Source organism: Hyphomicrobium sp. 802 (genome assembly GCF_000526135.1).
Classification (GTDB): Bacteria; Pseudomonadota; Alphaproteobacteria; order Rhizobiales; family Hyphomicrobiaceae; genus Hyphomicrobium_B.
Genome location: NZ_JAFM01000001.1, coordinates 1,315,594 through 1,339,903, shown reverse-complemented (window position 1 = coordinate 1,339,903; position 24,310 = coordinate 1,315,594). Strand labels below are relative to the sequence as shown.

Sequence of the window (24,310 nt, the reverse complement as noted above, 5' to 3'; positions counted from 1 at the left end):
GGGGAGGGTGTGCCGCACCCGGCCCAAAGCGCGTGCGGAGATCAATAGCTTTGCTGGATGAAACTCTCGGGCGTTCCGTCTTCAGGGTTGACGAAGATGATATCCTTGGGATCGCGCCGCGGCGTATCGACCGAAAGAAATACCACTGGTCCTTCAAGGATATCGGGGAGCGCATGGACCGTCCCCTTTTCAAAGAATAATAGCTGACCGGGACGGAATTCCGCAATCGTCGCCGGATCTTTCATCCAGAACGTGCCGCGACCGGAAAACACGTAAAGATACTCGTCGCACGTGGCGTGATAATGCGGCGGCGTCGGCTTGTAGACGCGGAAAACCCGCGCGCTCGCAGCCTCCCTGTTCGTGAGGTAACGGTCGACGAGCAGAGTCGCAGCCGTCCCGGGAAACGACGCAGCGACCTCGGCGATATCGAAACGGCCCGTCGCCGAAGCTTCCTGCTTTTCGCTCATGAATAGAACCTCGAGTTTCCTGGTCTCGACAGTGCCCCGCAGTGGCAAATCCGGCACGCGGCGCAATTCCCTTGTTTATGGCGCTTTGACAGTGGCTGTCTTTCGAATGTGCACCCGCTAGTTTCCGGCCGGGGAGACCATTTCGATCTGGAGGGGCAAATGCGCTCATTGAAACTCGGGTTTGCAGTGGCTGCAGTAACGTGTGCGCTTTCCGTAACGGCTCAGGCCGGCAGTTGCGTCAGAGTTGCAGCGGTCGGCGATGGCCTGACCCACGACCTCGCCGTTATCATGTCGACCCACGGTCTCGCGAACATCATCGAGGGCAAGGGCCGCACCGGCAAAGGCCCGGTTCACACCAAATGTGTGCCTGGCACATTCGGCACCCAGTGCACCTCCTGGCAGAACGCCTGCAACTAAGCTCTCGATAGCAGGGCTGACCAACATCATCGCGCGGCCAAATTCCGTCGGCCTGTTTCGCGCGATGATGTCTGAGCCCCTACGAGTCACGGCCGCAGCTGCAGTGTTTCCGCACACCCGCAATCCATGCTGAACGATCGTCTCGAAAACGGACGCGGCACAACGCGGCCGATATTCCTATTTTGTTCCCACCACAGCCCTGTCGAAGCCGGCACTGGTTCAGACAAAGAACGAACATCGTCTGCCCCCGTCATCGAACCGCAACACGCAGTGCGAAAATTTCGAAAACTCTTGGAAAGTCAGCGATCCGAGCACAATCGGCGCCCCACTGTGACTTCCCTGCTCTGCCGATAAAAACGGTCCTGAACTATACCCGCTCTTCATAATTCGGCGCACAGGATGATCACCCGTTCTGTGCATTGTTAACTATTGTTGCCAAACCGGAGCATCCCCCCGATGAATCTGCCACGTCGCCTCAGCGGATTAGCTCTCGCCGCCCTCATCATGGCTGGCGGACTGGTTTCCGCGTCTTCGGCCAAAGCCGAGGATCTCGTCGATTTTCTCTGGGGTGGCAGCCCCGAATATGGCGGTGGCCGCAGCGTCGTCTCGTTCGACCCGCAATATAAGCCGGGCCAGATCATTGTCTCGTTCTCCGATCGCCGCCTCTACTGGATCATGAAGCCGGGCGTTGCGCTGACCTACCCGGTCGCCATCCCGACCGGTGAAGCCCGCTGGCAAGGCGTTACCAAAGTCTCTTCAAAGCGCGTCAACCCACCGTGGACGCCGACCCCCGACATGGTCCGCAACAACCCGCGCCTGCCGCGTTGGGTACCGGGCGGCCATCCCATGAACCCGCTCGGCATTCGCGCTATGTATCTGGGCTCCAGCGCCTATCGCATTCACGGCACCGACGCGCCGTGGACCATCGGCCAGGCCGTTTCGCACGGCTGCATCCGCATGACGAACCAGGACGTGCTGGACCTTTATCCGCGCGTGCCGGTCGGAACGCGCGTGACGGTCACGTGGCAGCAGTTCAAGACGCAGACCATCTCGGATGGCAGCAACCTGCCGCGCTATACCGACAAGGACTCGAACCCGCGAGCCGCAGCAGCGGCGCCCGCCCAAAGCCAACAGCCCGAGCAGACGGCCGCCAAGCAATCGACGGGCGGCGGCATCGAAAGCCTGTTCTTCTGGGACGAGCCGAAGAAGCCGGTTGCGACCGCTTCCGCCTCTGAACCGGAGCCGCAGAACGATCAGCAGAACGCGCGCGACGCCACGAAGGACGATGACGATTTCGTGCCCGAGAAGAAGGCCGAAGCGGAAAGGCCCGCAAAGAAGGTTCACGAAGCGCGCGCCGTAATTGAAGAGCAAGCCCCGACCGACGCGCCGAAGAAGAAAGCAACGAACGCCTCGGCCGCCAAAAAGAAGCCGACGGCCGCTGCTGTCGCGAAAGTCCCCTCGGCTTCCGATCCGTCCACGGACCCGACGGTTGCAGTTCCCGACCCTGTCAAGCCGACAGCTGCGACACGGGCATCCGACGCGACGCCTCGTGCCACTAAGGCATCGGTTTCGAGCAGCGAAATTGCTCATGTCCAGCAGGCATCGGTTCGCGTGCAATAAGCCGCCACGATCCGGCCTTGGAAATGCGAGGGCGGCTCCCACGAGCCGCCCTTTTTATTATCCTTCCCCGCGTCTGTCGCCGGTCAGCCTAGCCCTAGGTCTTGTTGCAATCTGACCGCCACGGCGGCTATGCTCGGCCAACCTTCAGTTGGACAGATGGCGACCTTGACCACTCTGCTCGATACCGTCGGCATGCCGCCACGTCCGCGCCATCCCGAGAAAGCTTCGCACACCGATACCCCGGCGCTGCCCAAGCCGAACTGGCTACGCGTGCGCGCCCCCGGCTCGGCGGGCTACGACGAAACCCGCTCGATTGTCCGCGGCCATCGCCTGCACACCGTCTGTGAAGAAGCCGCCTGCCCCAACATCGGCGACTGCTGGCAGAAACGCCATGCCACGATGATGATCATGGGTGGCGTCTGCACGCGCGCCTGCGCGTTCTGCAACGTCGCAACGGGATTGCCCTCCGCGCTCGATCCTGACGAACCGACGCGCGTCGCTGATGCCGTCGCCAAACTCGCCCTTGAGCACATCGTCGTCACGTCAGTCGATCGCGACGACCTGAGCGACGGCGGCGCGGCCCATTTCGCCGCAACGATCCGTGCCATCCGCACGGCATCTCCCGAGACGACCATCGAAGTTCTGACGCCGGATTTTCTGCGCAAGGACGGCGCACTTGAAGTCGTCATCGAAGCCCGCCCGGACGTCTTCAATCACAACCTCGAAACCGTACCGGGCCTCTATTTGAAAATTCGCCCCGGCGCGCGCTATTTCCATTCGCTGCGGCTGCTGCAGCGGGCGAAGGAACTCGACCAGAGTGTCTTCACCAAATCGGGCATCATGGTAGGCCTTGGCGAAACACGCGAAGACGTTCTACAGGTCATGGACGATCTGCGTTCCGCCGACGTCGATTTCCTGACGGTCGGACAATACCTGCAACCGACGCGCAAGCACGCCGAGGTCAAGCGCTACGTCCCGCCGGATGAGTTTGCCGGTCTCGAACAAGTCGGACGCGCCAAAGGTTTTCTGCTCGTCGCCGCCTCGCCGCTTACACGGTCGTCATTCCACGCAGGCGATGATTTCCGCCGCCTCAAAGCGGCCCACCGCGCCCGCGTCTCGCCTTAGCCCGAATAGAGAAACCAATGCCGAAGTTTGCGGCCAACCTGTCGCTGCTGTTCAACGAGCTGCCGTTTCTCGATCGCTTCGAGGCCGCCGCAGCAGCGGGTTTCGATGCCGTGGAATTCATGTTTCCCTATGACTTCGAAGCCGAGGATATCCGCGCCCGCCTCAAAGCCAACGGGTTGCAACTCGCCCTTTTCAATCTTCCCGCCGGCAACTGGTCAGCCGGAGAACGCGGCCTCGCGATCTATCCGAACCTTGTCGGCGAATTCCACGACAGCGTTGCCCGCGCGGCGAAATACGCGACGACCCTCGGCTGCAAACAGCTTCATTGCCTCGCGGGGGTCGTCCCCGTCGGCGGCGAAATACGCGCCATGCGTAAGACCTATGTCGAGAACCTGCGCCATGCCGCGCATGTGTTGGCCGACAACGGCATCACGCTCCTGATCGAAGCCATCAACACCCGCGACGTTCCGGGCTACTTTCTTGACACCACGGCGAAGGCCGCCGACATCGTCGAAAGCGTGGAAGCAGAAAACCTCCGCCTGCAGTACGACGTCTACCACATGCAGATCATGGAAGGCGATCTTACCCCGACCATCGACAAATACCTGAAGATGATTGCCCACGTGCAGATCGCCGATACGCCAGGCCGCCATGAACCCGGCACCGGCGAGATCAACTATCCGTTCATCTTCAAGCATCTCGACAGCGTCGGCTATACCGGCTGGATTGGCTGCGAATACCGCCCCCGCACGACGACCTTCGAGAGCTTGGCGTGGCTTCGCGCGTTGAAACCGCACGTCGGCTAAGCAGGACCGAGATCAGCGTTCTTATGCCGACGCATCAGTCGGCGCCGCCGTCCCTGCCTTGACGATCTTCTCGGTCAGCGCCGGCGCGCAAAGCTCGATGAAGCGATAGGCGAATCCCCGCAAAAAACGTCCGCGCCGTAGCGCAATCCGAGACGTTGACTGCGGAAAGAGATGCGTTGTGTCGAGCAGAGTCAGACCTGTGTCTCGTTGTTCATCGTAAGCCATTGAGGCGACAATGCCGATGCCGAGCCCGACCTCGACATAAGTCTTGATCACGTCCGCATCGAGCGCGGCCATGACGATATCAGGAGCAAGATTGGCTGACGCAAACGCCGCATCAATTGCCGGACGTCCCGTAAAACCCTCATGATACGTGATGATCGGCCAATCGGCGATCTTATCGAGCGTCAACGGAGCGCCGTCGGCGAGCGGATGCCCCTTTGGAACAATCACAGCATGGTGCCACGAATAGAATGGAAACGACACATGCTCGGGCGTGTCTTCCAGCGCCTCGGTTGCGATTCCGATGTCCGCGGTGCCATCGCTCAGCATAGCCGCGATTTCCTTCGGCGTGCCTTGCTGTAGTATCATATGGACGTTGGGAAACTCCTTTCGGAATGCTGCAATCGGGCCCGGCAACGCATACCGCGCCTGCGTGTGTGTCGTCGCAATGGTGATCTCACCCCGATCCGACTTTGCGAATTGATCCGCCAGCCGCTTGATGTTTGCCGTATCGAGCAATATGCGATCGACGATCTGCGCCAGCTCCTTGCCCGGTTCCGTCAATCCCAGAAGCCGCTTGCCACGGCGCACGAACAGCTCAACGCCGAGCTCATCCTCGAGATCCTTGATGTGCTTCGAGACGCCGGACTGCGACGTGTAGAGCGCATTCGCAACTTCTGTCAGATTGAAATTACGCCGCAGCGTTTCTCGAATAATGCGGAGTTGCTGGAAATTCACGACGCGTTGCTACCGTTCTGATCTGAGAAGACACTCAATTTGCGTGCCTTGAGCTTAACACGTTGCCCGGCCGAAAGGCCGAGTGATTGCAATTCGAGGCCCGGAATTTCCACTTCAAAGAATTCCTTCCGGCCCTGTCGCGCCTCGCCGTTAGCAATAAGTTCCACACGCGCAAGCGCACCATTGCCCAGAATTCGGTTAATGCGTGCCGATACGCCGTCCTCAGACTGGTCATAAGAAACAATCTCAGTGTCCTGCGGCCGGCTGAACGCAACGACCTGCTGGCCGTCGGAGAAATGCTTGTCTTCGATGCGAAGCCTCTCGTCACCGATGCGCACGTAGCCTTGTTCGACACGCCCTCGAAATTCGTTGACGGATCCGATGAAGCCATAGGCGAACGCCGTCTCTGGATACTGATAGATTTCGCCCGGTGCACCAATCTGCTCGACTCGCCCCTTGTTGATCAGCACGATGCGGTCCGACACTTCGAGCGCTTCGTCTTGATCGTGCGTCACGAAGATCGACGAGATATGCAGCTCATCGTGAAGCGTGCGAAGCCAGCGACGAAGCTCTTTGCGTACTTTTGCATCGAGCGCGCCGAACGGTTCGTCGAGAAGAAGAACGCGCGGTTCGACCGCGAGCGCACGCGCTAGGGCGATACGCTGGCGCTGGCCGCCCGAAAGCTGCGACGGAAAGCGGTTTGCAACCCAACCAAGTTGTACAAGCTCGAGTAGACGCGTAACTTTCGCGCGTATCTCTTTCTCACTCGGCCGTTCGCGACGCGGCCGAACCCGCAGCCCGAACGCGATATTCTCGAACACAGTCATGTGCCGGAACAGTGCGTAGTGCTGAAACACGAACCCGACGCGCCGCTGCCGCACGTCCTTGTCCGTCGCGTCGACACCGTCGAGCAATATTCGTCCGCTGTCGGCGTGTTCAAGCCCGGCAATCACGCGCAGAAGTGTCGTCTTTCCGCATCCCGACGGGCCAAGCAAGGCGACGAGTTCGCCGTCCGGGAATTTCAGCGAAATGTCGTCAAGCGCCTTGAACGTACCAAACGTCTTGTTGACGGCTAAAACTTCGATGCTCATCAGCCATGCTCCTCGGTAGCCGACTGGCCTGCACGCCATTCGACGTAAGTCTTCAACACCAGCGTCACGAGTGCCAACAGAGCGAGCAGCGACGCCACCGCGAACGCGGCCGCGAATTGATATTCGTTGTAGAGAATTTCCACATGCAGCGGCATCGTGTTGGTCTCGCCGCGAATATGCCCGGACACGACCGACACGGCGCCGAACTCACCCATGGCGCGCGCATTGCAAAGGATCACGCCATAGATCAGCGCCCACTTGATGTTCGGCAGCGTGACACGCCGGAACGTCTGAAAACCTGAGGCGCCAAGCGAAACCGCTGCTTCCTCTTCGTCCCGCCCCTGCGCCTGCATCAACGGAATAAGCTCGCGCGCAATGAATGGAAACGTCACGAAGATCGTAGCCAGAACGATGCCCGGCACCGCGAATATGATCTTGATATCATGATCCCGGAGCCAAGGCCCGAACCAGCCCTGCAGCCCGAAGATCAGCACGTAAATCAAGCCTGCGATGACCGGCGATACCGAAAATGGCAAATCGATCAGGGTGACGAGCAGATTTTTTCCGCGAAACTGAAATTTCGCGATCGCCCATGCCGCCGCCACGCCGAAGACGAGATTTAACGGCACCGATATCGCAGCAGCCAACAGCGTCAATCTGATAGATGCCAGCGCGTCAGGCTCGACGAGAGACGCAAAATACGTGTCCACGCCTTTGCGGAAGGCTTCGGCGAACACGGCAATCAATGGCAATAGCAGGAACACTGCAAAGAACGTCAGGCCAAGTCCGAGCACGACGGCTTTCACCCAAAAAGCATCGCGCGTCGCGGGATTGGCTTCGAACTTTCGCGCCCCGTCGAGACGCGCATCGAACGTACCAGCAAGACCGGCCATCAGATCGCCCTCCCAGTTCGGCGCGACGTCCACGCCTGCAAGCCGTTCACGATCAACAGCAGAATGAACGAGAAGACGAGCATCACCGATGCAACGGCCGTAGCGCCGCGATAATCGAACTGCTCAAGCTTCGTGATGATGATCAGCGGTGTGATTTCCGAAACCATCGGGATATTGCCGGCGATGAAAATCACCGAGCCGTACTCTCCAACGGCCCGCGCAAATGCCAGCGCGAAGCCCGTCAGAAGTGCAGGCAACAACGCCGGAAAAACCACGCGTTGGAATGCCTGCCAGCGGTTAGCACCAAGGCTTGCCGCAGCCTCTTCGAATTCCGTCTCAAGGTCTTCGAGGACTGGCTGCACCGTTCTGACGACGAACGGCAGGCCGATGAACGTCAGGGCAACAAGCACACCAAGCGGCGTGAACGCGACCTTGATGCCAAGCGGCTCCAAGAGACTACCAATCCAGCCGTTCTTCGCATAAATGGCGGTCAGCGCGATGCCTGCGACCGCCGTCGGCAAAGCGAACGGCAGGTCGATCAGCGCGTCGACGATCTTGCGACCGGGAAATGTGTAGCGCGTCAATCCCCACGCCAGCAGCAAACCGAACACCGCGTTGATGAGAGCCGCAAGAAGCGACGCGCCGAACGTCAATTTGTAAGACGCGACAACTCGCGGTGCAGCGACCGCTGACCAGAACTCACCCCACGACATCGTCGCGGTTTTGAAGAAAACGGCCGACAGCGGAATAAGGACGATCAGCGACAGGTACGCGAGCGTAAACCCGAGCGACAATCCGAATCCCGGAAGAACGCGTTTGCGTGAAGCGCTTGCCATGACCCGCTAAATCCTAGGCCAGAAGCGCGACGGCAACGATGAAGCCGGAGACGGCCAGAACCGTCGCCCAGGCAACCACGGTGCCCAAGATCTGCGTATTGAGGATCATTTCCGCGCCTCTGCTAATGCGAACAGAGTGCACACTATGTGAGAGGCCGCGCCCCTCTAACGAAGAAGAGTTGCTAAGCATTTTCGATTGCCGAATGAATGGGAGAGATGACGTCAGACTTGGCGTTTACGAGAACTCGTTGCTTCAAACGAGCTCGAGACAAGCAATGCCTTTGCGTCTTTTTCGCCGGGATTGAAAAAGGTATGCGCAGCATCGCCGTTGAAAAGGGCGGCATCACCGCTCGAAAGACGCATTGGCGTCTCTTCGCCGACCGTAATTTCCAAATGACCGGCGATCATCACCAGTGTTTTTTTGCTGCCCGCCGGCGACGTCCGGAACGTCTCGATGAAATGCGGTGCGATCGTCACCTCATAGATCTCCACGCTCTGCGGTTCGCCCCATGGAAAAAGCGCGCGGCGGATAAATCCGCCTTCGCTCGACGCCACAATGGTTGCGCGATCATGCGGAATGACGATTGTGCCTTTGACGCCAGGGCTCGAAATCAGCCCGGAAACCGAGACGTTCAAAGCTTCAGCAATGCGGCCCAATAGGTTGATGGTCGGCGCGCTTTTGCCTGTCTCAATCTGCCCGAGCATCGCCCGGCTGACGCCAGAAACGGAGGCAAGCTGCTCCAGAGACAACCCTTGCCGGCGGCGAAGATGACGGAGATTTTCGCCGACGATCATCGACAGCTTAGTCGATGCACCCGCGATCGAGTGAAGCTGCGGACTGTCTTCTTTTCTTGCCATCGCAATCGCCATCGGCCTACTCGCAGTTGAGTGATCCTCTGCGAATACAGATAGCCGAGCTACGATACCGTCAGAACGAAGAAGAATTGCTGAGCTTATGCGGCGCCTTCAATAACGGCCGCCCGGAAAATGACAGTGCTTCTTATAAAATTGCGAGAAGGAGGACATGCAATAGTCCTCCTTCTCGCGAGACTCTGACGGGAGGGTCAGATTTTTGTACGTTGACCTCGGGCATACGCCCGAAATCAGAAGTTGATCTTAGCGCCGGCGATGACCTGCTGGATGGCCGACAGGTCGGTCGGTGCCGTATTTGCGACATTCCCAACGGTGACGTCGCCATCAACATGCTGGTAGACGAGATACATCGTCATCTCGGCCGCTTCGAAGTTTTGCGCAGCACCAAGCGCCCAGAAGTTGATGTTGGCATTCTGCGTCTGAACTGTGCCCGTGGCCGTTACATTCGAACCAGCTTCATCACGCCGATATTCGCCGAAGAAGTTCGTCTTGCCGAACGAATTCCATTTATTCTCGATGCCGCCCTGTACGAACCAGGTGAGATCGTTGTCATCTACGAGGTTCTTGATGCCCGGAGCAACGAGATCGGCGCGGGTATCATTATTTTGGTCGCCGTACCCGCTGTAAACATACAGTCCTGTCGGCACGTGCTGAATAAGACCCGCAACGCCCCACCACTCGCAATTCATGCCGTTATAAGGAGCGGTGGCCGATCCTTGGCACGGCGTCGAAGCACCGTCAGTCGAGTTTCCGTAACCGGCGCGGGCTGTATATCTAAAGTCGCCCGCTTGCCCGACATAAGAGACAAGCATGTCCCAGACATCGTCCTCGCCCCACGAGGTTGCAAAGGTGAAGCCTCCAAACGTCGGCGTTTCATAGCGCACGACGTTGCGGCGACCGCTGTCACCGGGCGTCGAGTTGTTGAACCCGCGCAGCGCATCGCTCCATCGCAAGCCCGCGCCGGGACCGACTTTATTGCCCGCGCGGTCACGCAGGAAGAAGTTCTGCATGTAATCCGGCGCACCTTCCGCATCGTAGAAGTTTCGCGTCATCGTCGTGTCGGCATCGTCGAGCAAGTGGTAGGTCGCCGTACTTTCCTGTCCGACGGACACTTTGCCGAAGGTTTTGCTCTTCAGGTACCAGCTGCTTTTGCGAACAAGAAGACTGTTGGAACCTGTCGAACCGTCCGGACTGTTTTGATCGAACCTCGAGCTATTGCCACCCCAAACGCCGATCTCGAGCAAATAGCCGGCCGAAAGATCCGGAGTGACCCGCGCTTCGCCGACGAATCTGAAGCGCGACTGCTCAACCGGGTTGGTTCCGACGTAGGCGTTGCTTTCGTGGCCGTCGTCCCACCAGATGACATTCTCGTTGACCCAGCCGGAAACCGTCAGGCTGACTTTGCGATTGCCTTTACGTGCCGTCGTAGCCTCCAGCTCGGCAACACGCTCTTCAAGATCCGCGCAGCAATCTCCCCCGAGATCTGCAGCAGCGGCGGGCATCGCCCAGCCGCCAATCAAAAGAACGGCAGCCCCATATTGCCACGCCCGCCTTTTTCCCCACACTCGCTTCATGCCGTCAGACCCCATAAGATTGGCAGAATTTGCCTCTGCCTACCGCTTTGTTTTCAATAACTTTCTTTGTGAACGCCGGGCCGTGTCAATTGCTCAACGCGTCCATTACACTTTTCTGTCATAGCGGAGTGGCTATCTTGCCACCTATGATATCAGAGTCGGGGCCATGCACGGCCCACCCCGCCGCGCGCAGCACGGCAGCAGCTCCGCCGAGGTCCCGAACATCGGCCGAACTCCCTTCGCGCCTCCGAAATCCGTAAGGCCGTCTCGCTAGCAAATGCTTTGTCTGGAAGCGCGACTGCAGCAGGCTGAGAGCCGCAAGCCGCTCCGAAGACTGACGAAATTCCGCTGCCTTTCGCAACCGTTCGAGCAGTGTCAAAGCCTCTGGCCATGGGCCGAACCCGGCTTCAGCATTGATATGGCCCGCGGCACCGAGATTGAGGTAATCGGCTCCCCAAAAACGCGACCAACGCTCAGCCGCCTCTGCCGACATCCACGGATCGTTGCTGCTCGCAACGACGATCGTTGGAAAGGCCAGCCGTTTCGCCGGAAGAAAATCGGCGACGCCAAAGTGTTCGGGGTCGGCCGGTGCAACGAGCAGCACACCGCTGATTCGTTCCGCGTGATCGCTGGCAGCTTGTACAGCGGCAAGGACGCCGAACGAGTGGGCAGCGATGAAGATCGATCCCTGAGCCCGGACGATCTCACGTCTGATCCGAGCCGACCATTCCGGCAGATGCGGATCGTTCCAATTGCGTTGCGTGATGCGGACGCTGCCAGCGACGCGATGCTGAAGCCAAGTCTGCCAATGCGTCGGACCGCTAGAATGGAGGCTAGGCACGATGAGGGTCGTGGACATGAAAGTCATCCTCGAATGCAGAGCCGTAAGCGGCTCTTGAGTTTATGGGTTCGTTCGTCGGGAAGGCTGGCGCCGAAGACATTCGACATTTCTGGAAGCCCCCCAGGCAACAACTCTCGCGCTTATGCATTCGCATCGGTTCGGTTCTCTCTTCTGATGATCCTTCGCGCGCCGCCCAATCCCACGCCCATTGGCAAAAGTTGCAATGAGAACATCAGAATTGGCGCGGCGCACGGCTTTAAATTGAAGGCTTCAGCTTTTATTTCCGGGCGTATAGATCTGATCGAAGATGCCGCCGTCAGCAAAGTGCTTGGCCTGCGCCTTCGCCCAACCGCCGAAAACATCGTCGACGGTGAAAGTCTTCACAGGTGCGAACTGGCTTGCGTATTTAGCGGCGACTTTCTCGTCACGGGGACGATAGAAGCTCTTCGCTGCGATCTCCTGCGCCGGTTCGCTGTAGAGATGCTCGAGATAGGCGTGCGCGACCTCTCGCGTACCGTGCTTGTCGACGACCTTATCGACAACCGCGACATTCGGCTCAGCGAGGATGGACACCGAAGGCGTCACAATTTCGAACTTGTCTGGACCAAGTTCTTTGAGCGAAAGATACGCTTCGTTTTCCCAAGCAATCAGCACATCGCCGATGCCGCGCTCGACGAATGTCGTCGTCGATCCGCGTGCACCGGAATCGAGAACCTTGGTGTTCTTGTAGATTTTGCCAACGAAATCCTTCGCCGTCTGCTCATTGCCCCCCGGCTGCTTTAGCGCATAGCCCCACGCCGCGAGATAATTCCAGCGCGCGCCGCCCGACGTCTTCGGGTTCGGTGTAACGACCTCGACGCCGTCCTTGGCAAGATCCGGCCAGTCCTTGATGCCCTTCGGATTGCCCTTACGGACAAGGAACACGATTGTTGACGTGTAAGGCGCCGAATTGTTCGGGAATTGCTTGATCCAGTCGGCTTTGACCAGATCGCCGTTCTTATGCAGGGCGTCGATGTCTGCGGCCAGAGCCAGCGTTACAACGTCGGCATCAAGACCATCAATGACCGCCCGCGCCTGCTTCCCGGAGCCGCCATGCGATTGCTTGATCGTGACTGTGTCGCCGGTCTTGGCTTTCCACCACGATGCGAATTCCTTGTTGTAGGCCTGATAAAGCTCGCGCGTCGGATCGTATGAGACGTTGAGCAGCGTGATGTCTTTGGCGACAGCGAGGCCGGAAAATCCGGCGAGGCCCAGGCCGAGCGCCGCGCCGATGGCGGTTCGGCGGGTCAAAGTATGGAATGACATAAGGGAACCTCTCAAGTGTGCGTTAACTTGAAAGCGAACCTATTGGGCGATATGCCCTCCGCGAACGAAGAAGAACTGCTGAGCTTATGAGAGACGGGGTGTCGTAGAACACCCACACCTCGAATTGGCCACAGCGTAAAATAGTCGTCTAGTTAAGGCCACCCGCGAAGATTTTCATCCTCCGGGTAGCCTCGCATCGCTCTATTGCTTTCGTGGCTCCACACTGTTCGCGTCCATCGTATAGCCGGCATCCGCCAGCCCCGTCGAAGCAAGACTCGTGCTGATTTTCCCGGTCACGGTCACCGGATCGAATTGCCCGCCGACTTCGAATCCCTTGTCGGCTTTCACGTAGATGATCTGGTTCGCCGGCGGCGGCGGCACGTGAATGCACGCGCCGACAAACGGCACCAACAGAAACTCCTTCACCGTCGTCGCATCGAAGTCGAGCGGCACGACATACCCTCCGATCGAAACGGTCTGACCGTTAAGCGCTTGGACAATAGCCGGAGGCCGGTCGTCGCCCGGTTGATGCCGCTTCACCGACATGAAGCGCCCCTCGGGCAACGGCGGTGGAGGCGGACCGGCATCCGACAATGGCACCGAACCGCCGAAGAACGTCTTGGACTTCATCACCGTATTGGCGGCTGGCATGGTCTTCGGAATGAGATCCGCCCATTTCAGTTGCCGCGGAGATTCGGCCGCTGCACCCGACGCCATTCCAGCGAGAAGCGCGAGCGGCAGAAACGCCCTCGACACCGACACGAATACCGACGTCATGTTCTCCTCCAATCGAGGCTTCATCTCAAATTCTAACCATCATGCCGTCGGCGAGCGACAGCCTGTAGGCACGCAACGCGGGTAGCAGTCCGGCCAGGAAACCGGCCACGACGATCGCGCCGAGCTTCAACCACTCGTCAGGGCGTGGGGGATCAATAGGAAGGCTCAGACCATACGTGTGATCGATGTAAGGCTGCGCCACATAAAGCCCGACATAGAGTCCCACCGTGCCAATGGCCACGCCGGCAAGTGTCAGCAGCCCTCCTTCGACCGCGAGGAGCCCGAGCACCGTCGCCGGCGTCGCACCGACAGATCGCAAAATAGCCATTTCGCGTCGTCGCTCGTTGAGCGTCGTCAAGATCATCGTCACCATACCGAGTAGTGCCGTTGCGACCACCATCGCCGAGACCACGGACAGTGCCGTCTCCGCCGTTCCGATCAGTCCCCAAAGCTCTTGCAGGGCAACGCCTGGCATGATCGCGGACAACGGCTCTTCCTCATAATTGTTGATCCGCCGTTGCACTTTGAATGTCGCGAGCTTGGATTTCAGACCCACCAGCGCCGCCGTAATGGCCCGCGGCGTCAAATCCATCTTGCGCACTTGATCCGCCGATATGCTCTGCCCCGGCACCGGCGCACCGTTCTGCCAGTCGATGTGAATAGCCTCGATCGCTTCGAGGCTGACATGCACCGTGCGATCAATCGGCGTTCCGGTCTTCGCCAGAATGCCCGAGACGCGAAACGGCTTGTCCTCGTGCTCGATGAACGAGATCGAGCCGACACCGTGCGCCACGATGATCTTGTCACCGACCTTGTAACCGAGTTGCCCAGCCACATCCGAACCAATCACGGCATCGAACAAATCCTTGAACGGCCCTCCTGCCGCAAACTGCATCGTCTGCCCGTGGCGGAATTTGTAATGTGTGAAATAATCCTGATTGGTACCGAGCACGCGGAAGCCATGATGGCTGTCCCCCAGCGACAGCGGCACGATCCAGGAGACCTCAGGCATCTTGGCGATATCCTGATAGCTCTTCCACGTCACGTTGTTGGTGGCGTTGCCGATGCGAAATACCGAGTAAAGCAGCAGGTTCAAGCTGCCGCTTCGCGCGCCGACGATGAGATCCGTGCCGGAAATGGTATCGGCGAAGCTCTCGCGCGCACCCGTCCGTACCTTCTCGACACCGAGCAGAAGCATGACGCTCATCGCGATGGCGAGGACCGTCAACAGCGCCGTCACCCAGCGATTGAGCAGCGATTGAAAGGCAAGTCGCGCAATCATCATGACCGGCCACCGCGCTGCGATTGAGCGATATCCTGCAGGGGGACGACCCGGTCGAAATGCGCAGATAGTCCTTCATCGTGGCTGACCATGATTACGCTGGCATCCACCTCCCTGCTTTGCGCAAAGAGTAGTTTCAGAAATGCGCCTTCCGTGTTTCGGTCGAGCGCCGACGTCGGCTCGTCGGCCACGATGATTTGCGGTGCGCCGATCAATGCGCGTGCCGCGGCCACACGCTGCTGCTGACCGACGCTCAAGCTAGCGGCCTTGCTCGTCGCGATCACGGTTTCATCGAGGCCCAGCGCCAGCAAAAGGCGTTTCGCGACATCTTCCAAAGGCCCCTCACGCAACGCATTCTCACGGCGCAACTTCGAAAAGCGGAGCGGCAAAAGCACGTTGTCGATCAGCGATCCATAAGGAAGCAGATTGAACATCTGAAAAATGATTCCGAAGTGGTCGACGCGAAACCGGTCGCGCGCGGCGCCGCCGAGTGCCGCCATGTCCTCGCCGCTCACTTCGATCCTGCCACTATCCGGTACGACGATGCCGGCAAGCAGACTGAGAAACGTGCTCTTCCCGCTGCCCGACGGCCCGAGCAGCAAAAGCTTCTCGCCGCGGCGAAGTTTGAAGCGATTGATTGTCAGCGTGAACGGAGACGGTCCCGGCCACGAATACCTGACATCAGCGAATGAAACCGCATCGAGAGGGCTCTTGCCCTCTCTCGCGGCCGCCGGTGAAGCCACCATCAGCTCGTTCATCGCTTACATCACGCCCGTGAGATCGAGCGTCGGCTTTTCGCGCGTCATCTGCGCCTGCGTCTGCCCTTTCGGCGTCGTGACGTTGACATTCAGCAGCTGACCACCTGCAAAGTCGGTGAAGTATGCTGTTTCCAAGCCCGTGACTCTTTCCGGCGCCTCGCACGTGATGGTGTAAGTCGCGTGAAACTCTGAATGCTGCGGCTCGCCCGGCTTGTCGTCGTCATCATCCTTTTCGCCCGGATGATGTGTTTCCTTGCGGCTTTCGACATTCGCCGTGTCGGTCTTGCACTTTGCAGCGGACGGCAGCTTGAAGACATTCAGTACATCTGCGAGCTGCGCCTTGGCTTTCTCGACCTTCGCCTTCTGCTCATCCGTCGTTGCGACGTGCTCGAACCCGACAATGTCCATGCCGGGGGCAACAAGCTCCATCTCGATCTTGTTGCCTTCGATGGCGATATCGAGCGTACCCTGACCGTGCACATGCGGTCCGAGTTGGCGATGCTCGGCCTGGTCCGCGAGAACGGGCAGCGACACGAGAATGGCCAAGGACGCGATTGTCGATCTGGCTGTCGAAGCGGTCATCATGAAAATCTCCAACGGGTGATACGTTGCGGCATGCCACGCATGCGCCGCGCTAGCCGGCATGAACCGAGGCTGTGGTGCCCTCGCGCCCTGACCGGCATTGAATCAAAAAAGGAAAGCAGTTCGCCGCGCAGTGTCGGCTATCAGCCGCGTGCGATGGGCGGCGGGCCCCGCGCCCGCACTTCCGTTAGCCGTGCGAGGCTGACCGTCTGCGGTTCGTCGGCTTGGAGCCGAACACCATGCGCGACGGCCGGCAGCGGCATGTCGAATGAAACCGGCGTGAGCGACGTCGCCGCTATTGCCGTCGCCCAACACAGAATGCAACCGTCGTGATCATTCTGGCGAGGCGCGCAAGGGCGGTCATTTGACGGACGGCACATGCCCGCCGTCATCGCTCGGGATTCAATGCCCGTGCCGCGCGAAATGTGATGATGAAAGTCGGCAACAGCCATCTGCACGCCGAACGCGAAAAGCGTCAGCCAAAGCAGTCTCAGGCGGAGTCGCGCGCTGATCATCGATCCCCAAACATCTTGCCCGGCGCAGAGTTCGACCGATCTTGTGTCACAATCGTGGCGTTCGCAGACGGCGACATCCCGGCAACCCCGTGCCAAGATGGATAACGCTCAGAATAAGTCCAAAGCGCAAGAGGGAACCATTGAGACAATTGGGCATTTTCATTTGACGGCAGGGTCTGGCGAACCATGACGACGATAAGAAGCGGATTGTGAACAATAATCTATTGCAGAGGTTCTTCAAACCTCATCTCGCTCGAATGCTGCCGCACTTCCTCTTTCCAAGAGAGCCGTCCCGCCTGCTCGCTTACGCGCTTTGCCTCGGTATCCTCCTGCCGTCGCTGACGTTCGCCGCCTACCTGCTGACCCAGCTACATGCACGCGAATTGAGCATTCTGCATCAGTCCGCTCAAAGCCGGGCGTTGCTGGCGGCGTCCTATTTCGATGAACGCATGGCAAGCCTCGTTTCCAACCTTAAGGAACTCGCCAGCCCTCCGGCAGAAGCTTCGGAAAGCGTTTATGACCATCTGAAATCGGAACTTGGCCGTAACGGCATTCTCGTCTTCAATCGCGCGGCCAACCTCGATCTGCTGTCTCCAACCAGCGGCGCCGATGCCGCCATCGCCGCGCTCGACGCGCCCGCGCGCAGCGCAGCTGCTGCTGCCCTAGCGACCCTTGCGCCCCAGATCACACCCTACGGCATCGCAGCGAAAGGCGGAGTGAACATCTGGATCGCATCGACCGATAAGGCCGCACCTCCTGTCCTGCTCCAAGCGCGCATTCCGTCGGCCTATCTCGCCGCAACATTGAAGAATTTCGTTTCGGACGGTCCGTGGTCGATTTCTATCGTGGGCGGCGATGGCCAAGTTTACGCCGAGGCCAATGGCAAGCCTCTCAAGGCGTCCTATTCCGGGGCGGCAGACAACCCCTCCCTCGTCGAAGCGTTCGCCGATACGTCGCAATTCGGCTGGAAAATTGCGGCCGGCGTTCCATCCCGATCCATAGAACTTCACACCCGGCGCAACTGGATGACCTTCGTGGCGATTTCTTCATTGCTCGCCATTGCTTCGTTTACCGGAGCGACACTGTTAACACGGAGCGTAATAGAAGAATCGAACTCGGATTTGGCCCAAGCTCCCCGCATGTCATCGTCAATTGATCGCCCGTCAAAAACGAGATCTGGCCTGATGTCCATCCCACCGGCCGATGATCGCATGCGCGCGGCACTGAAAGCCGGCAACGTCGGCGTTTGGGAATGGGACCTCCGGTCAGGCGCGATCCATTGGGACGCCGAAATCGCCCGGATATTCGGCCACGCGGTAAATGGCGATCAGCTCGCCCATCGCCTGCTGCGACTTGTCGAACCGAGTGACCGCCGCCCCCTGCTCAGCGCAATCTCGGCCGCTCTTGCGAACATGACGCCGCTCGCCGTCGAAGTCCGCGTACGACGTCCGGACGGTGAAGGCCGCTGGATCGCCGTCCGCGGCGCCGCAACGAAAATTGCCCGCGAAAAGATCTCTGTGCTGTCCGGAGTTGCATACGACGTTACGGACCTGAAGGTCAGCCTGACGCGCACAGACGCGCTGCTTCGCGAAGTTTCCCACCGCTCGAAAAACCTTCTGGCGCTGATCCTGGCCATGGCCCGTCTGACGGCGCGCGATGCCGTCGATGTTAAATCGCATTTGAAAGATTTCACATTGCGGGTCGCCGGTCTTGCTGCATCGCAAGATCTGATTGTCGCCTCCGACTGGCAATGTGTCGATCTCGCAACTCTGGCTTCAGCCGAAATCGGCGCGGTCGCACGAACCGACGCGGATCGCATCAGTGTCTCCGGGCCCCCGGTGTCATTGACTCCGGAAGCTGCACAGTCATTTGGCATGGTCCTGACAGAACTTGCACTCAACGCGGTCGAGCATGGCGCGCTTTCATCAGCAAAGGGGGAAGTCCGACTGTCATGGACCTTTTCTGACGCCGAAACCATCGAGATCATCTGGCACGAGACCGGAGGTCCGCCATTTCTCATAGACGGACCAAGAGGTTACGGCCGATCCGTCGTGGAAAGATTCTCGACCCAAGGTCTAAAACTGTCGGTCCATGCCGCCTCCGGCATCGACGGCTTCAAGTGGACTCTGACAGGCCCGCTGGCAAACGTAGGAGTGCGCGGCGGTCGCGAAGCTGAACCCTCCGTCTGAAAACGGCGTCGGCCACGGACCGAAGTTAAGCAAAAAGACACAGTCGTACGTTGCGCGCGTCACACATGTGGAACCTTCTTCGGTTCGCCACGTTTCCGGAGTCACAGACGCTGCCCCGCCCCATTTCGGTGGAATCGTAGTCCGGCATCGTCTGTACTGCGGGGAAAACGATGAACGTACTGATCACCGAAGATGAACCGATACTGGCCGATGAACTCGAAACCATTGTCAAGAATCTCGGCCATGCGGTCGTTGGCGTCGCGGGATCGTCGCGCGGCGCGCTGAAGCTTGCTGAAACGACGTTGTGCGATCTCGCGCTCGTCGATCTGCATCTCAGCGACGGAGCTACCGGGACGACGGTGGCACGTCACCTAAGCGAAGGACGGCACACGACAGTCATCTTCACGACGTCCAATCCCGGCCGCGTTCCGGAAGACTTCTCTGCGGCTTGTGGCGTTCTCGTGAAGCCGCTCTCCGAGCAGGCCGTGAAATTGGCAATTTCATTTGTGGCGGATTGCATCAAGACCGGCCAATCAGCGCGCCCGAAGCCCCGTTCTCTGCACCTGTCCCCCGCCTATGCCGCCCGCTGGAAAGTTGCCTGCTGACTTGCAGGACGCTTGCGCTTGCGCTTGCCTTGACGACGCCGCCGCTTAAGCCGACGGCGAACGGTCTTCGTGCCGCGGCGATGTCAGCTGCTCAGGGTCAGACAGAATAAGATCCGTCAGGGTAACGATCACACGCGTCCCGGGCTTATCCGTTCCAGGGCACATGGTTTCGTAAGAAATCGTTCCGGAAAACTGTCGCGTCAGCAACGCAGCGATTTTGGTTCCGAGCCCCTCGGAGTGTTGCACCGCTCCGTCATGATCTGTGGTAGATGAGACTTCGGCGCCGCCGCCGAGACCAATGCCATCATCCTCAACGACGAGTTCAGCGCCGCTCTCGCCCTTCCGTTTCAAGAGAACGTTGACGCACCCGGACCCGCTCTCACCGAAAGCATGCTTGAAGGAATTCACCACGAACTCCTGCGTCAGCACGCACAGCGACGTCGCAACCTGCGCCGACGCAAGCAACGGCGGCACGTCGACCATCAGAACAATACGGTCCTCTCCCGCAGCTTCAACAACGTCATCGAGTACGGCCTGGATCAGCGTATCGATCCGCACAAGTTCCAGATCGTTGACGACGTTGATACGCCGCTGCGCGCTGGCGATAGCATGGATGCGGTCGCGCGCCCCCATCAGCGTCTTCAGGGATTTCGGGTCCGTCGTATGCCGAATATGCAAATTGATGAAGCCGACGACCAGCGCCAGCGTGTTGCCGATCCTATGCGTAACGTCACGCAGCAGTGCTTCAGCACGCTCCCGCTCCGCTTCTGCCCGGTCGCGCTCGATGGCTAGTTCTTCCGTACGCGACCTTACGCGCTGTTCGAGAGACCTGTTCGCCGACGTCAAGGTCAGCGCAGTAAGCTCAAGAGCGGCCACCCGCTGACGCTCGCGAATCATAGCGACAAGAGCCAGCGCCGCGCATGCCAGAAGCGTGGCCAGCATCGCGCCGAGAAGCCATGAACTTTGTCGACGAAATTGTTTGAGTTCCCTGCGATAGAGCATCTGCTCTTGCTGCTTTGCGGCTGCGATCTGGCTTCGCAACCGCTCCATGATTTTGCCGCCGAACTCATCGGCGCCAAACGGACGAGGCGACACATCATCGCCCTTACCCGTGGCGACCATGTTCTTGTCGAGAACCTCAAGCCGCTCTTTGATCGTCTGGTGTATCGATTCAATCACCGCGATCTGCCCAACGTTACCGGCGACCAGACGGACGAGGTTATTATGGATGAGCGAGACGGCGCCCTTCGCCGATTGATAGGGCTTCAGATAACTTTCGTCCTTCGTCAGCAGATAGCCAAGCTGCCCGTTTTCGAGATCCTGCGTAGCGCTGAGCCACTTGGTCAGTTCCTGCTGGACGAGCTGCGTATGTGTAACCTCATCGGCGGACTTGACCATCCACTGCCATGCGACGATCGCCGTCATCCCTGACAACACGGCAATCACTATCCAAATGAGCAGCGTTCGAGTCGCGTTCCACGTAGGAAACAACGAGACGTTCCGAAATATGTTGAAACCAACCATAACGAGTGCAGCATATCCAGGACTTCTCCTGGAATGCTACGACATCCATACCTTTCCCCCGCGAGATCTAATCTTTTTACGTTATCATGATTTGCGCGCGCCCGCCCACCGGCACACTACAGCTTCGGTAAACGCGGCTGAATCGGCTTCGCACATGCTACACCAATTCCGCGCCATAGCAGACCTCTCAGACTTGTAATCCGTGTCGGTGGCTTTTTGGGGAACTGCCTGCAGGACGGCGCGTTTGCTCCATGTGACCGCGTCCCACACTCCCTCCCACTCCCCCCGTGGCCCAGGGGCGCGGCGCGTCCGATGAGAGTTCGCGACCGCTTTCCCCCGAGCGGCGCGAACTCTACATCTTTGGATCATTCCAACCCATCGCGAACCCTACATTTACGACCATCGTACCGTGGACTGCCCGCAAAGTCAGCGGAACTGCGAGCTTGGCATGCACGTTAGATCGCCATTCGGGATATCAGATTAAACCGATCCGAGATCTGGATGGGAAATCTTCTGCACTACGCGATCGTATTCCTGATCGTCGCGCTTGTCGCGGCCGCTTTCGGATTCGGCGGCGTGGCCGGTACGGCAATGGAAGGCGCACGCATGATCTTCTGGGTGGCGATCGTTCTGTTTGTCGTGTCGCTCATTGCAAACTTCGTCCGCCGGGTTTGATCAAAAAGCCGTCCGGCCGATTGAAAGGATTCGCCCATGGACTGGAACTGCATCCAAGAAAGTTGGAAACAGTTCACCGGCAAAGCCAAGGAGCAATGGGCAAGCTGACAGATGACGATCTTCAAATCGTCGCCGGTCGGCATGAGAAGCTCGAAGGCAAACTGCAGGAGCGTTACGGCTACGACAAAGCTCAGATCCGCAAGGAAGTCGACGACTGGCTGTCGATTGTCTAGCAATAATATCTCTGCGCTGATTTTCTGCGGCCGAGCGTCTTCGGCCGCTTTTTTTGTTCTCCCGTAGAAAGGCCAGTTGCCCGCGAAAATCGGAACAAAAACGACGAGCGAAAGATTGACCAGATAGGAACCTCAGGGAGAGCGAAATGAAAAAAACAAATATCTATCGCACCATGCTCGTCGCTGGACTGGCAATCGCTCCGGTTGCGGCGACGACATCGGCATCGGCTCTGTCATTCGTGGCGACGCAAGGCGGAGGCGAACAAAGCACCGCGAGCGTCATTGGACTTCCGGTAGAGAATAATGCAGGCGACAAGCTTGGCGACATCAACTATCTCGTGCTCGACAATACCGGAAAGATCAGCACGGCCGTTATCGGCGTCGGCGGCTTCCTCGGTGTCGGCGAAAAGAACGTCGGCATTCCTTACAACGAGCTGTCATTCACCGAGAAGAACGGCCGCCGCATCGCCACTGTCGACGCGACCAAGGAAACGCTGACGAATGCCCCGAGCTATACGTGGACTGAAAAGTCGGCGATGGAAAAAATTGAAGATCGCGACCAAAATTCCGTTTCGGGCTCGGAGACGAACAACTCGTCGAAGTAATCCAAGCCTCGCTTCGCAGGCGCGAACACAAAATCGAGCGCAGAACAATTCTTTGTCCGCGCCCGAAAGATCTAAAGCTGAAGTCCCGATATCAGGCCGCGCGCTGTCCGGCCTTTTTCGATTTCAAGCCGAAGAACAGCGACTGGCTGATCATCGCCTTGACGACGGCAGGCTCGAACGGCTTCGTAATCAGGAACACGGGCTCAGGCTTAGTGCCGGTCAGCAGGCGTTCCGGGAACGCCGTGATGAAGATCACCGGCACGCTGATGGTCTCGAGAATTTCGTTGACCGCTTCGAGGCCTGAGCTGCCATCGGCAAGGTGGATATCAGCGAGCACGAGCGAGGGCGCTTTCCTCGCAACCTCCTCGACCGCCTCCTGATGCGTACGGGCGACACCCTGAACGCGATGGCCAATATCGACCACCAGCGCTTCGAGATCCATGGCAATCAGCGGCTCGTCCTCGATGATGAGAACGTCGGCCGAAAGCTGCTCTGCAATTTCGGCGCCGGCCATTTGCAGCAGCTCCGTCACATGCGCAGGCGTGACGTCGAGAACCTGCGCAGCTTCGGCGGTTGAAAAGCCTTCGACCGAGACCAGCAGGAATGCCTGCCGCGGCAGCGGCGTGATCGACTCAAGGCGGCGCTCCGGCAGCGGCTTGTCGTGCGAGACTTCTTCCGCCGTTTGATTGACGGCGAGAGAATTCCAGACCTTCGTGAAAGCCCGATAGAGTGCCACACGCGGTGCAATCGACTTATCGAATGCGTCGGAATCGGCAATCAGTGCTTCGAGAACGGCCGCGACATAGTTATCGCCTGAAGCCTGACTGCCGGTCAGCGAACGGGCATATCGGCGGAGATAGGGAAGGTGGGGAGCAATAGATTCGGCAATCGACATTGTTCACCTCGTAAGCTCGTAATTGACAAGACGACAACCGGTGCGGTGCCGCACGCGATCATCTTCATTCGATCGTTTCGTCCGTCCCACTCACCCTCGACTGACAGCCCGAGTGATGCCGACGAATTCTCCATTCGGATTGAAATTCTCACCATCTTCGAAACCAAGAGCCTTGTTCAGCGCGACACGGGCGCGATTGACCCGGCTCTTGACCGTTCCGACCGCCGCATTGGTGATCTCTGCGGCTTCCTCATACGAAAAGCCCTCGGCTCCGACCAGCAGCAGCACTTCCTTCTGATCATCGCTCAAGCTGCCGAAAGCCTTCTTGAAATCGACGAGGTCCATATGGACCTGCTGCTCCGGCATCACCGACATACGTTCCGCCAGCGCCCCATCGGCATCCTCCACCTCACGGCGGCGCTTGCGAAGCTCCGAGAAGTAGGTATTGCGCAGAATGGTGAAAAGCCAGGCTTTGAGGTTCGATCCGCGCTCGAAACCTTCCAAATTCGACCATGCTTTAACGAGCGTGTCCTGCACGAGATCATCCGCGCGCGTCGGATCCCCGCACAGGGAATTCGCGAACGCGCGAAGATTCGGCACTGCACTGATCAACAGAGCCTGCAGGTCGTCGTCGGTCTTGGTCACGACTGGCCTCCTTGCCCTTGATCCTCCCGCTGCTTCAATTTCTGCAACAGCGCGACAAACCGATCAGGAACCGGCTCATTGATGAGTTCGATATAAGCCTCCCGCAACCGCTGGCCAATCTGGCCCTGCAGCTCTACCGGTAAGGGTGCTTGCATTGTGACTGAATCCCCCCGCTTGGGGTCACTGCCAGTGCCCATCGTACAAAGACCTTATTGAC

Annotated in this window: 26 protein-coding genes and 1 pseudogene; 9 read left to right on the top strand and 18 right to left on the bottom strand. The window is 58.9% G+C overall.

The features are described 5' to 3' along the window. Nucleotides 1-41: 41 nt before the first annotated feature. Nucleotides 42-467, bottom strand: coding sequence for a cupin domain-containing protein (locus tag HYP802_RS0106685; protein ID WP_024275394.1), 426 nt, complete (start codon nt 465-467; stop codon nt 42-44). Nucleotides 468-626: 159 nt separating this feature from the next. Here HYP802_RS0106685 and HYP802_RS0106680 point away from each other — a divergent pair, with 159 nt between their 5' ends. The 4 genes from HYP802_RS0106680 to otnI all read left to right on the top strand — a co-directional run bounded on the left by HYP802_RS0106680 (nt 627) and on the right by otnI (nt 4,435). Continuing rightward, entirely contained in the window at nt 627-884 is a 258-nt protein-coding gene (locus HYP802_RS0106680; RefSeq protein ID WP_013946370.1) for a hypothetical protein, read from the top strand. 456 nt (nt 885-1,340) lie between these two features. Next, entirely contained in the window at nt 1,341-2,504 is a 1,164-nt protein-coding gene (locus tag HYP802_RS0106675) for a L,D-transpeptidase (protein WP_013946368.1), read from the top strand. Between the two features lie 165 nt (nt 2,505-2,669). Then, a complete protein-coding gene (gene lipA / locus HYP802_RS0106670; RefSeq protein ID WP_024275393.1) occupies nt 2,670-3,629 on the top strand; it encodes a lipoyl synthase in 960 nt (319 codons plus the stop codon). Nucleotides 3,630-3,646: 17 nt separating this feature from the next. Further along, nucleotides 3,647-4,435 carry a 2-oxo-tetronate isomerase gene (gene otnI, locus HYP802_RS0106665; protein ID WP_013946366.1) on the top strand — a complete coding sequence of 263 codons (789 nt, stop codon included), beginning with the start codon at nt 3,647-3,649 and terminating at the stop codon, nt 4,433-4,435. Between the two features lie 21 nt (nt 4,436-4,456). On the opposite strand, the gene HYP802_RS0106660 is transcribed toward otnI, so the two are convergent. The 13 genes from HYP802_RS0106660 to HYP802_RS0106595 all read right to left on the bottom strand — a co-directional run bounded on the left by HYP802_RS0106660 (nt 4,457) and on the right by HYP802_RS0106595 (nt 16,722). Beyond that, entirely contained in the window at nt 4,457-5,395 is a 939-nt protein-coding gene (locus HYP802_RS0106660; protein WP_013946365.1) for a CysB family HTH-type transcriptional regulator, read from the bottom strand. Then, nucleotides 5,392-6,486: a sulfate ABC transporter ATP-binding protein gene (locus tag HYP802_RS0106655; protein WP_013946364.1), complete on the bottom strand. Its 1,095-nt coding sequence runs from the start codon at nt 6,484-6,486 to the stop codon at nt 5,392-5,394. The genes HYP802_RS0106660 and HYP802_RS0106655 overlap by 4 nt, the downstream gene beginning before the upstream one ends. Then, on the bottom strand, nt 6,486-7,379 hold the full coding sequence (gene cysW / locus HYP802_RS0106650) for a sulfate ABC transporter permease subunit CysW (RefSeq protein WP_013946363.1): 894 nt from the start codon (nt 7,377-7,379) through the stop codon (nt 6,486-6,488). The genes HYP802_RS0106655 and cysW overlap by 1 nt, the downstream gene beginning before the upstream one ends. After that, nucleotides 7,379-8,215, bottom strand: coding sequence for a sulfate ABC transporter permease subunit CysT (cysT, locus tag HYP802_RS0106645; RefSeq protein ID WP_013946362.1), 837 nt, complete (start codon nt 8,213-8,215; stop codon nt 7,379-7,381). The genes cysW and cysT overlap by 1 nt, the downstream gene beginning before the upstream one ends. A gap of 222 nt (nt 8,216-8,437) precedes the next feature. Continuing rightward, entirely contained in the window at nt 8,438-9,073 is a 636-nt protein-coding gene (locus HYP802_RS0106635; protein ID WP_024275392.1) for an XRE family transcriptional regulator, read from the bottom strand. 245 nt (nt 9,074-9,318) lie between these two features. Further along, a complete protein-coding gene (locus HYP802_RS0106630) occupies nt 9,319-10,662 on the bottom strand; it encodes a porin (protein ID WP_013946359.1) in 1,344 nt (447 codons plus the stop codon). Between the two features lie 118 nt (nt 10,663-10,780). Further along, on the bottom strand, nt 10,781-11,521 hold the full coding sequence (locus tag HYP802_RS22155; RefSeq protein ID WP_013946358.1) for an alpha/beta hydrolase: 741 nt from the start codon (nt 11,519-11,521) through the stop codon (nt 10,781-10,783). Between the two features lie 252 nt (nt 11,522-11,773). Next, on the bottom strand, nt 11,774-12,808 hold the full coding sequence (locus HYP802_RS0106620; RefSeq protein ID WP_013946357.1) for a sulfate ABC transporter substrate-binding protein: 1,035 nt from the start codon (nt 12,806-12,808) through the stop codon (nt 11,774-11,776). Between the two features lie 201 nt (nt 12,809-13,009). After that, nucleotides 13,010-13,585 (bottom strand): DUF3299 domain-containing protein, encoded by a 576-nt coding sequence (locus tag HYP802_RS0106615; RefSeq protein WP_013946356.1) that lies wholly within the window; start codon nt 13,583-13,585, stop codon nt 13,010-13,012. Between the two features lie 25 nt (nt 13,586-13,610). Beyond that, nucleotides 13,611-14,870, bottom strand: a complete 1,260-nt coding sequence (locus tag HYP802_RS0106610; RefSeq protein ID WP_013946355.1) for an ABC transporter permease — start codon at nt 14,868-14,870, stop codon at nt 13,611-13,613. Next, entirely contained in the window at nt 14,867-15,625 is a 759-nt protein-coding gene (locus HYP802_RS0106605) for an ATP-binding cassette domain-containing protein (RefSeq protein WP_013946354.1), read from the bottom strand. Before HYP802_RS0106605 ends, HYP802_RS0106610 begins: the two co-directional genes overlap by 4 nt. Before the next feature lie 3 nt (nt 15,626-15,628). Next, on the bottom strand, nt 15,629-16,210 hold the full coding sequence (locus tag HYP802_RS0106600; protein WP_013946353.1) for a DUF2796 domain-containing protein: 582 nt from the start codon (nt 16,208-16,210) through the stop codon (nt 15,629-15,631). Nucleotides 16,211-16,350: 140 nt separating this feature from the next. Further along, the gene (locus tag HYP802_RS0106595; protein WP_013946352.1) at nt 16,351-16,722 is read right to left on the bottom strand and encodes a hypothetical protein; all 372 of its coding nucleotides are present in this window, start codon (nt 16,720-16,722) and stop codon (nt 16,351-16,353) included. Between the two features lie 209 nt (nt 16,723-16,931). Between HYP802_RS0106595 and HYP802_RS0106590 the strand changes: the two genes are divergently transcribed. Further along, entirely contained in the window at nt 16,932-18,911 is a 1,980-nt protein-coding gene (locus tag HYP802_RS0106590) for a sensor histidine kinase (protein ID WP_155831169.1), read from the top strand. A gap of 170 nt (nt 18,912-19,081) precedes the next feature. Further along, nucleotides 19,082-19,516, top strand: coding sequence for a response regulator (locus HYP802_RS0106585; RefSeq protein ID WP_013946349.1), 435 nt, complete (start codon nt 19,082-19,084; stop codon nt 19,514-19,516). 45 nt (nt 19,517-19,561) lie between these two features. Here the strand turns inward: HYP802_RS0106585 and HYP802_RS0106580 are convergent, their stop codons facing one another. After that, complete coding sequence (locus HYP802_RS0106580; protein ID WP_244420969.1) at nt 19,562-20,941, bottom strand: CHASE3 domain-containing protein; 1,380 nt, start codon at nt 20,939-20,941, stop codon at nt 19,562-19,564. Between the two features lie 600 nt (nt 20,942-21,541). Here HYP802_RS0106580 and HYP802_RS23175 point away from each other — a divergent pair. From HYP802_RS23175 to HYP802_RS22815, 3 genes and pseudogenes are all read left to right on the top strand, one after another. Next, a complete protein-coding gene (locus HYP802_RS23175; RefSeq protein ID WP_013946346.1) occupies nt 21,542-21,715 on the top strand; it encodes a DUF1328 domain-containing protein in 174 nt (57 codons plus the stop codon). Nucleotides 21,716-21,751: 36 nt separating this feature from the next. Next, nucleotides 21,752-21,948, top strand: a pseudogene (locus HYP802_RS22150) (CsbD family protein). Between the two features lie 146 nt (nt 21,949-22,094). Then, the gene (locus HYP802_RS22815; RefSeq protein WP_013946344.1) at nt 22,095-22,553 is read left to right on the top strand and encodes a PRC-barrel domain-containing protein; all 459 of its coding nucleotides are present in this window, start codon (nt 22,095-22,097) and stop codon (nt 22,551-22,553) included. A gap of 91 nt (nt 22,554-22,644) precedes the next feature. On the opposite strand, the gene HYP802_RS0106560 is transcribed toward HYP802_RS22815, so the two are convergent. The 3 genes from HYP802_RS0106560 to HYP802_RS0106550 all read right to left on the bottom strand — a co-directional run bounded on the left by HYP802_RS0106560 (nt 22,645) and on the right by HYP802_RS0106550 (nt 24,248). After that, nucleotides 22,645-23,448, bottom strand: coding sequence for a response regulator (locus HYP802_RS0106560; RefSeq protein ID WP_013946343.1), 804 nt, complete (start codon nt 23,446-23,448; stop codon nt 22,645-22,647). Nucleotides 23,449-23,538: 90 nt separating this feature from the next. Continuing rightward, nucleotides 23,539-24,093, bottom strand: a complete 555-nt coding sequence (locus HYP802_RS0106555) for a sigma-70 family RNA polymerase sigma factor (protein WP_013946342.1) — start codon at nt 24,091-24,093, stop codon at nt 23,539-23,541. Further along, entirely contained in the window at nt 24,090-24,248 is a 159-nt protein-coding gene (locus HYP802_RS0106550) for a NepR family anti-sigma factor (RefSeq protein ID WP_244420968.1), read from the bottom strand. Before HYP802_RS0106550 ends, HYP802_RS0106555 begins: the two co-directional genes overlap by 4 nt. Nucleotides 24,249-24,310: the final 62 nt, after the last annotated feature.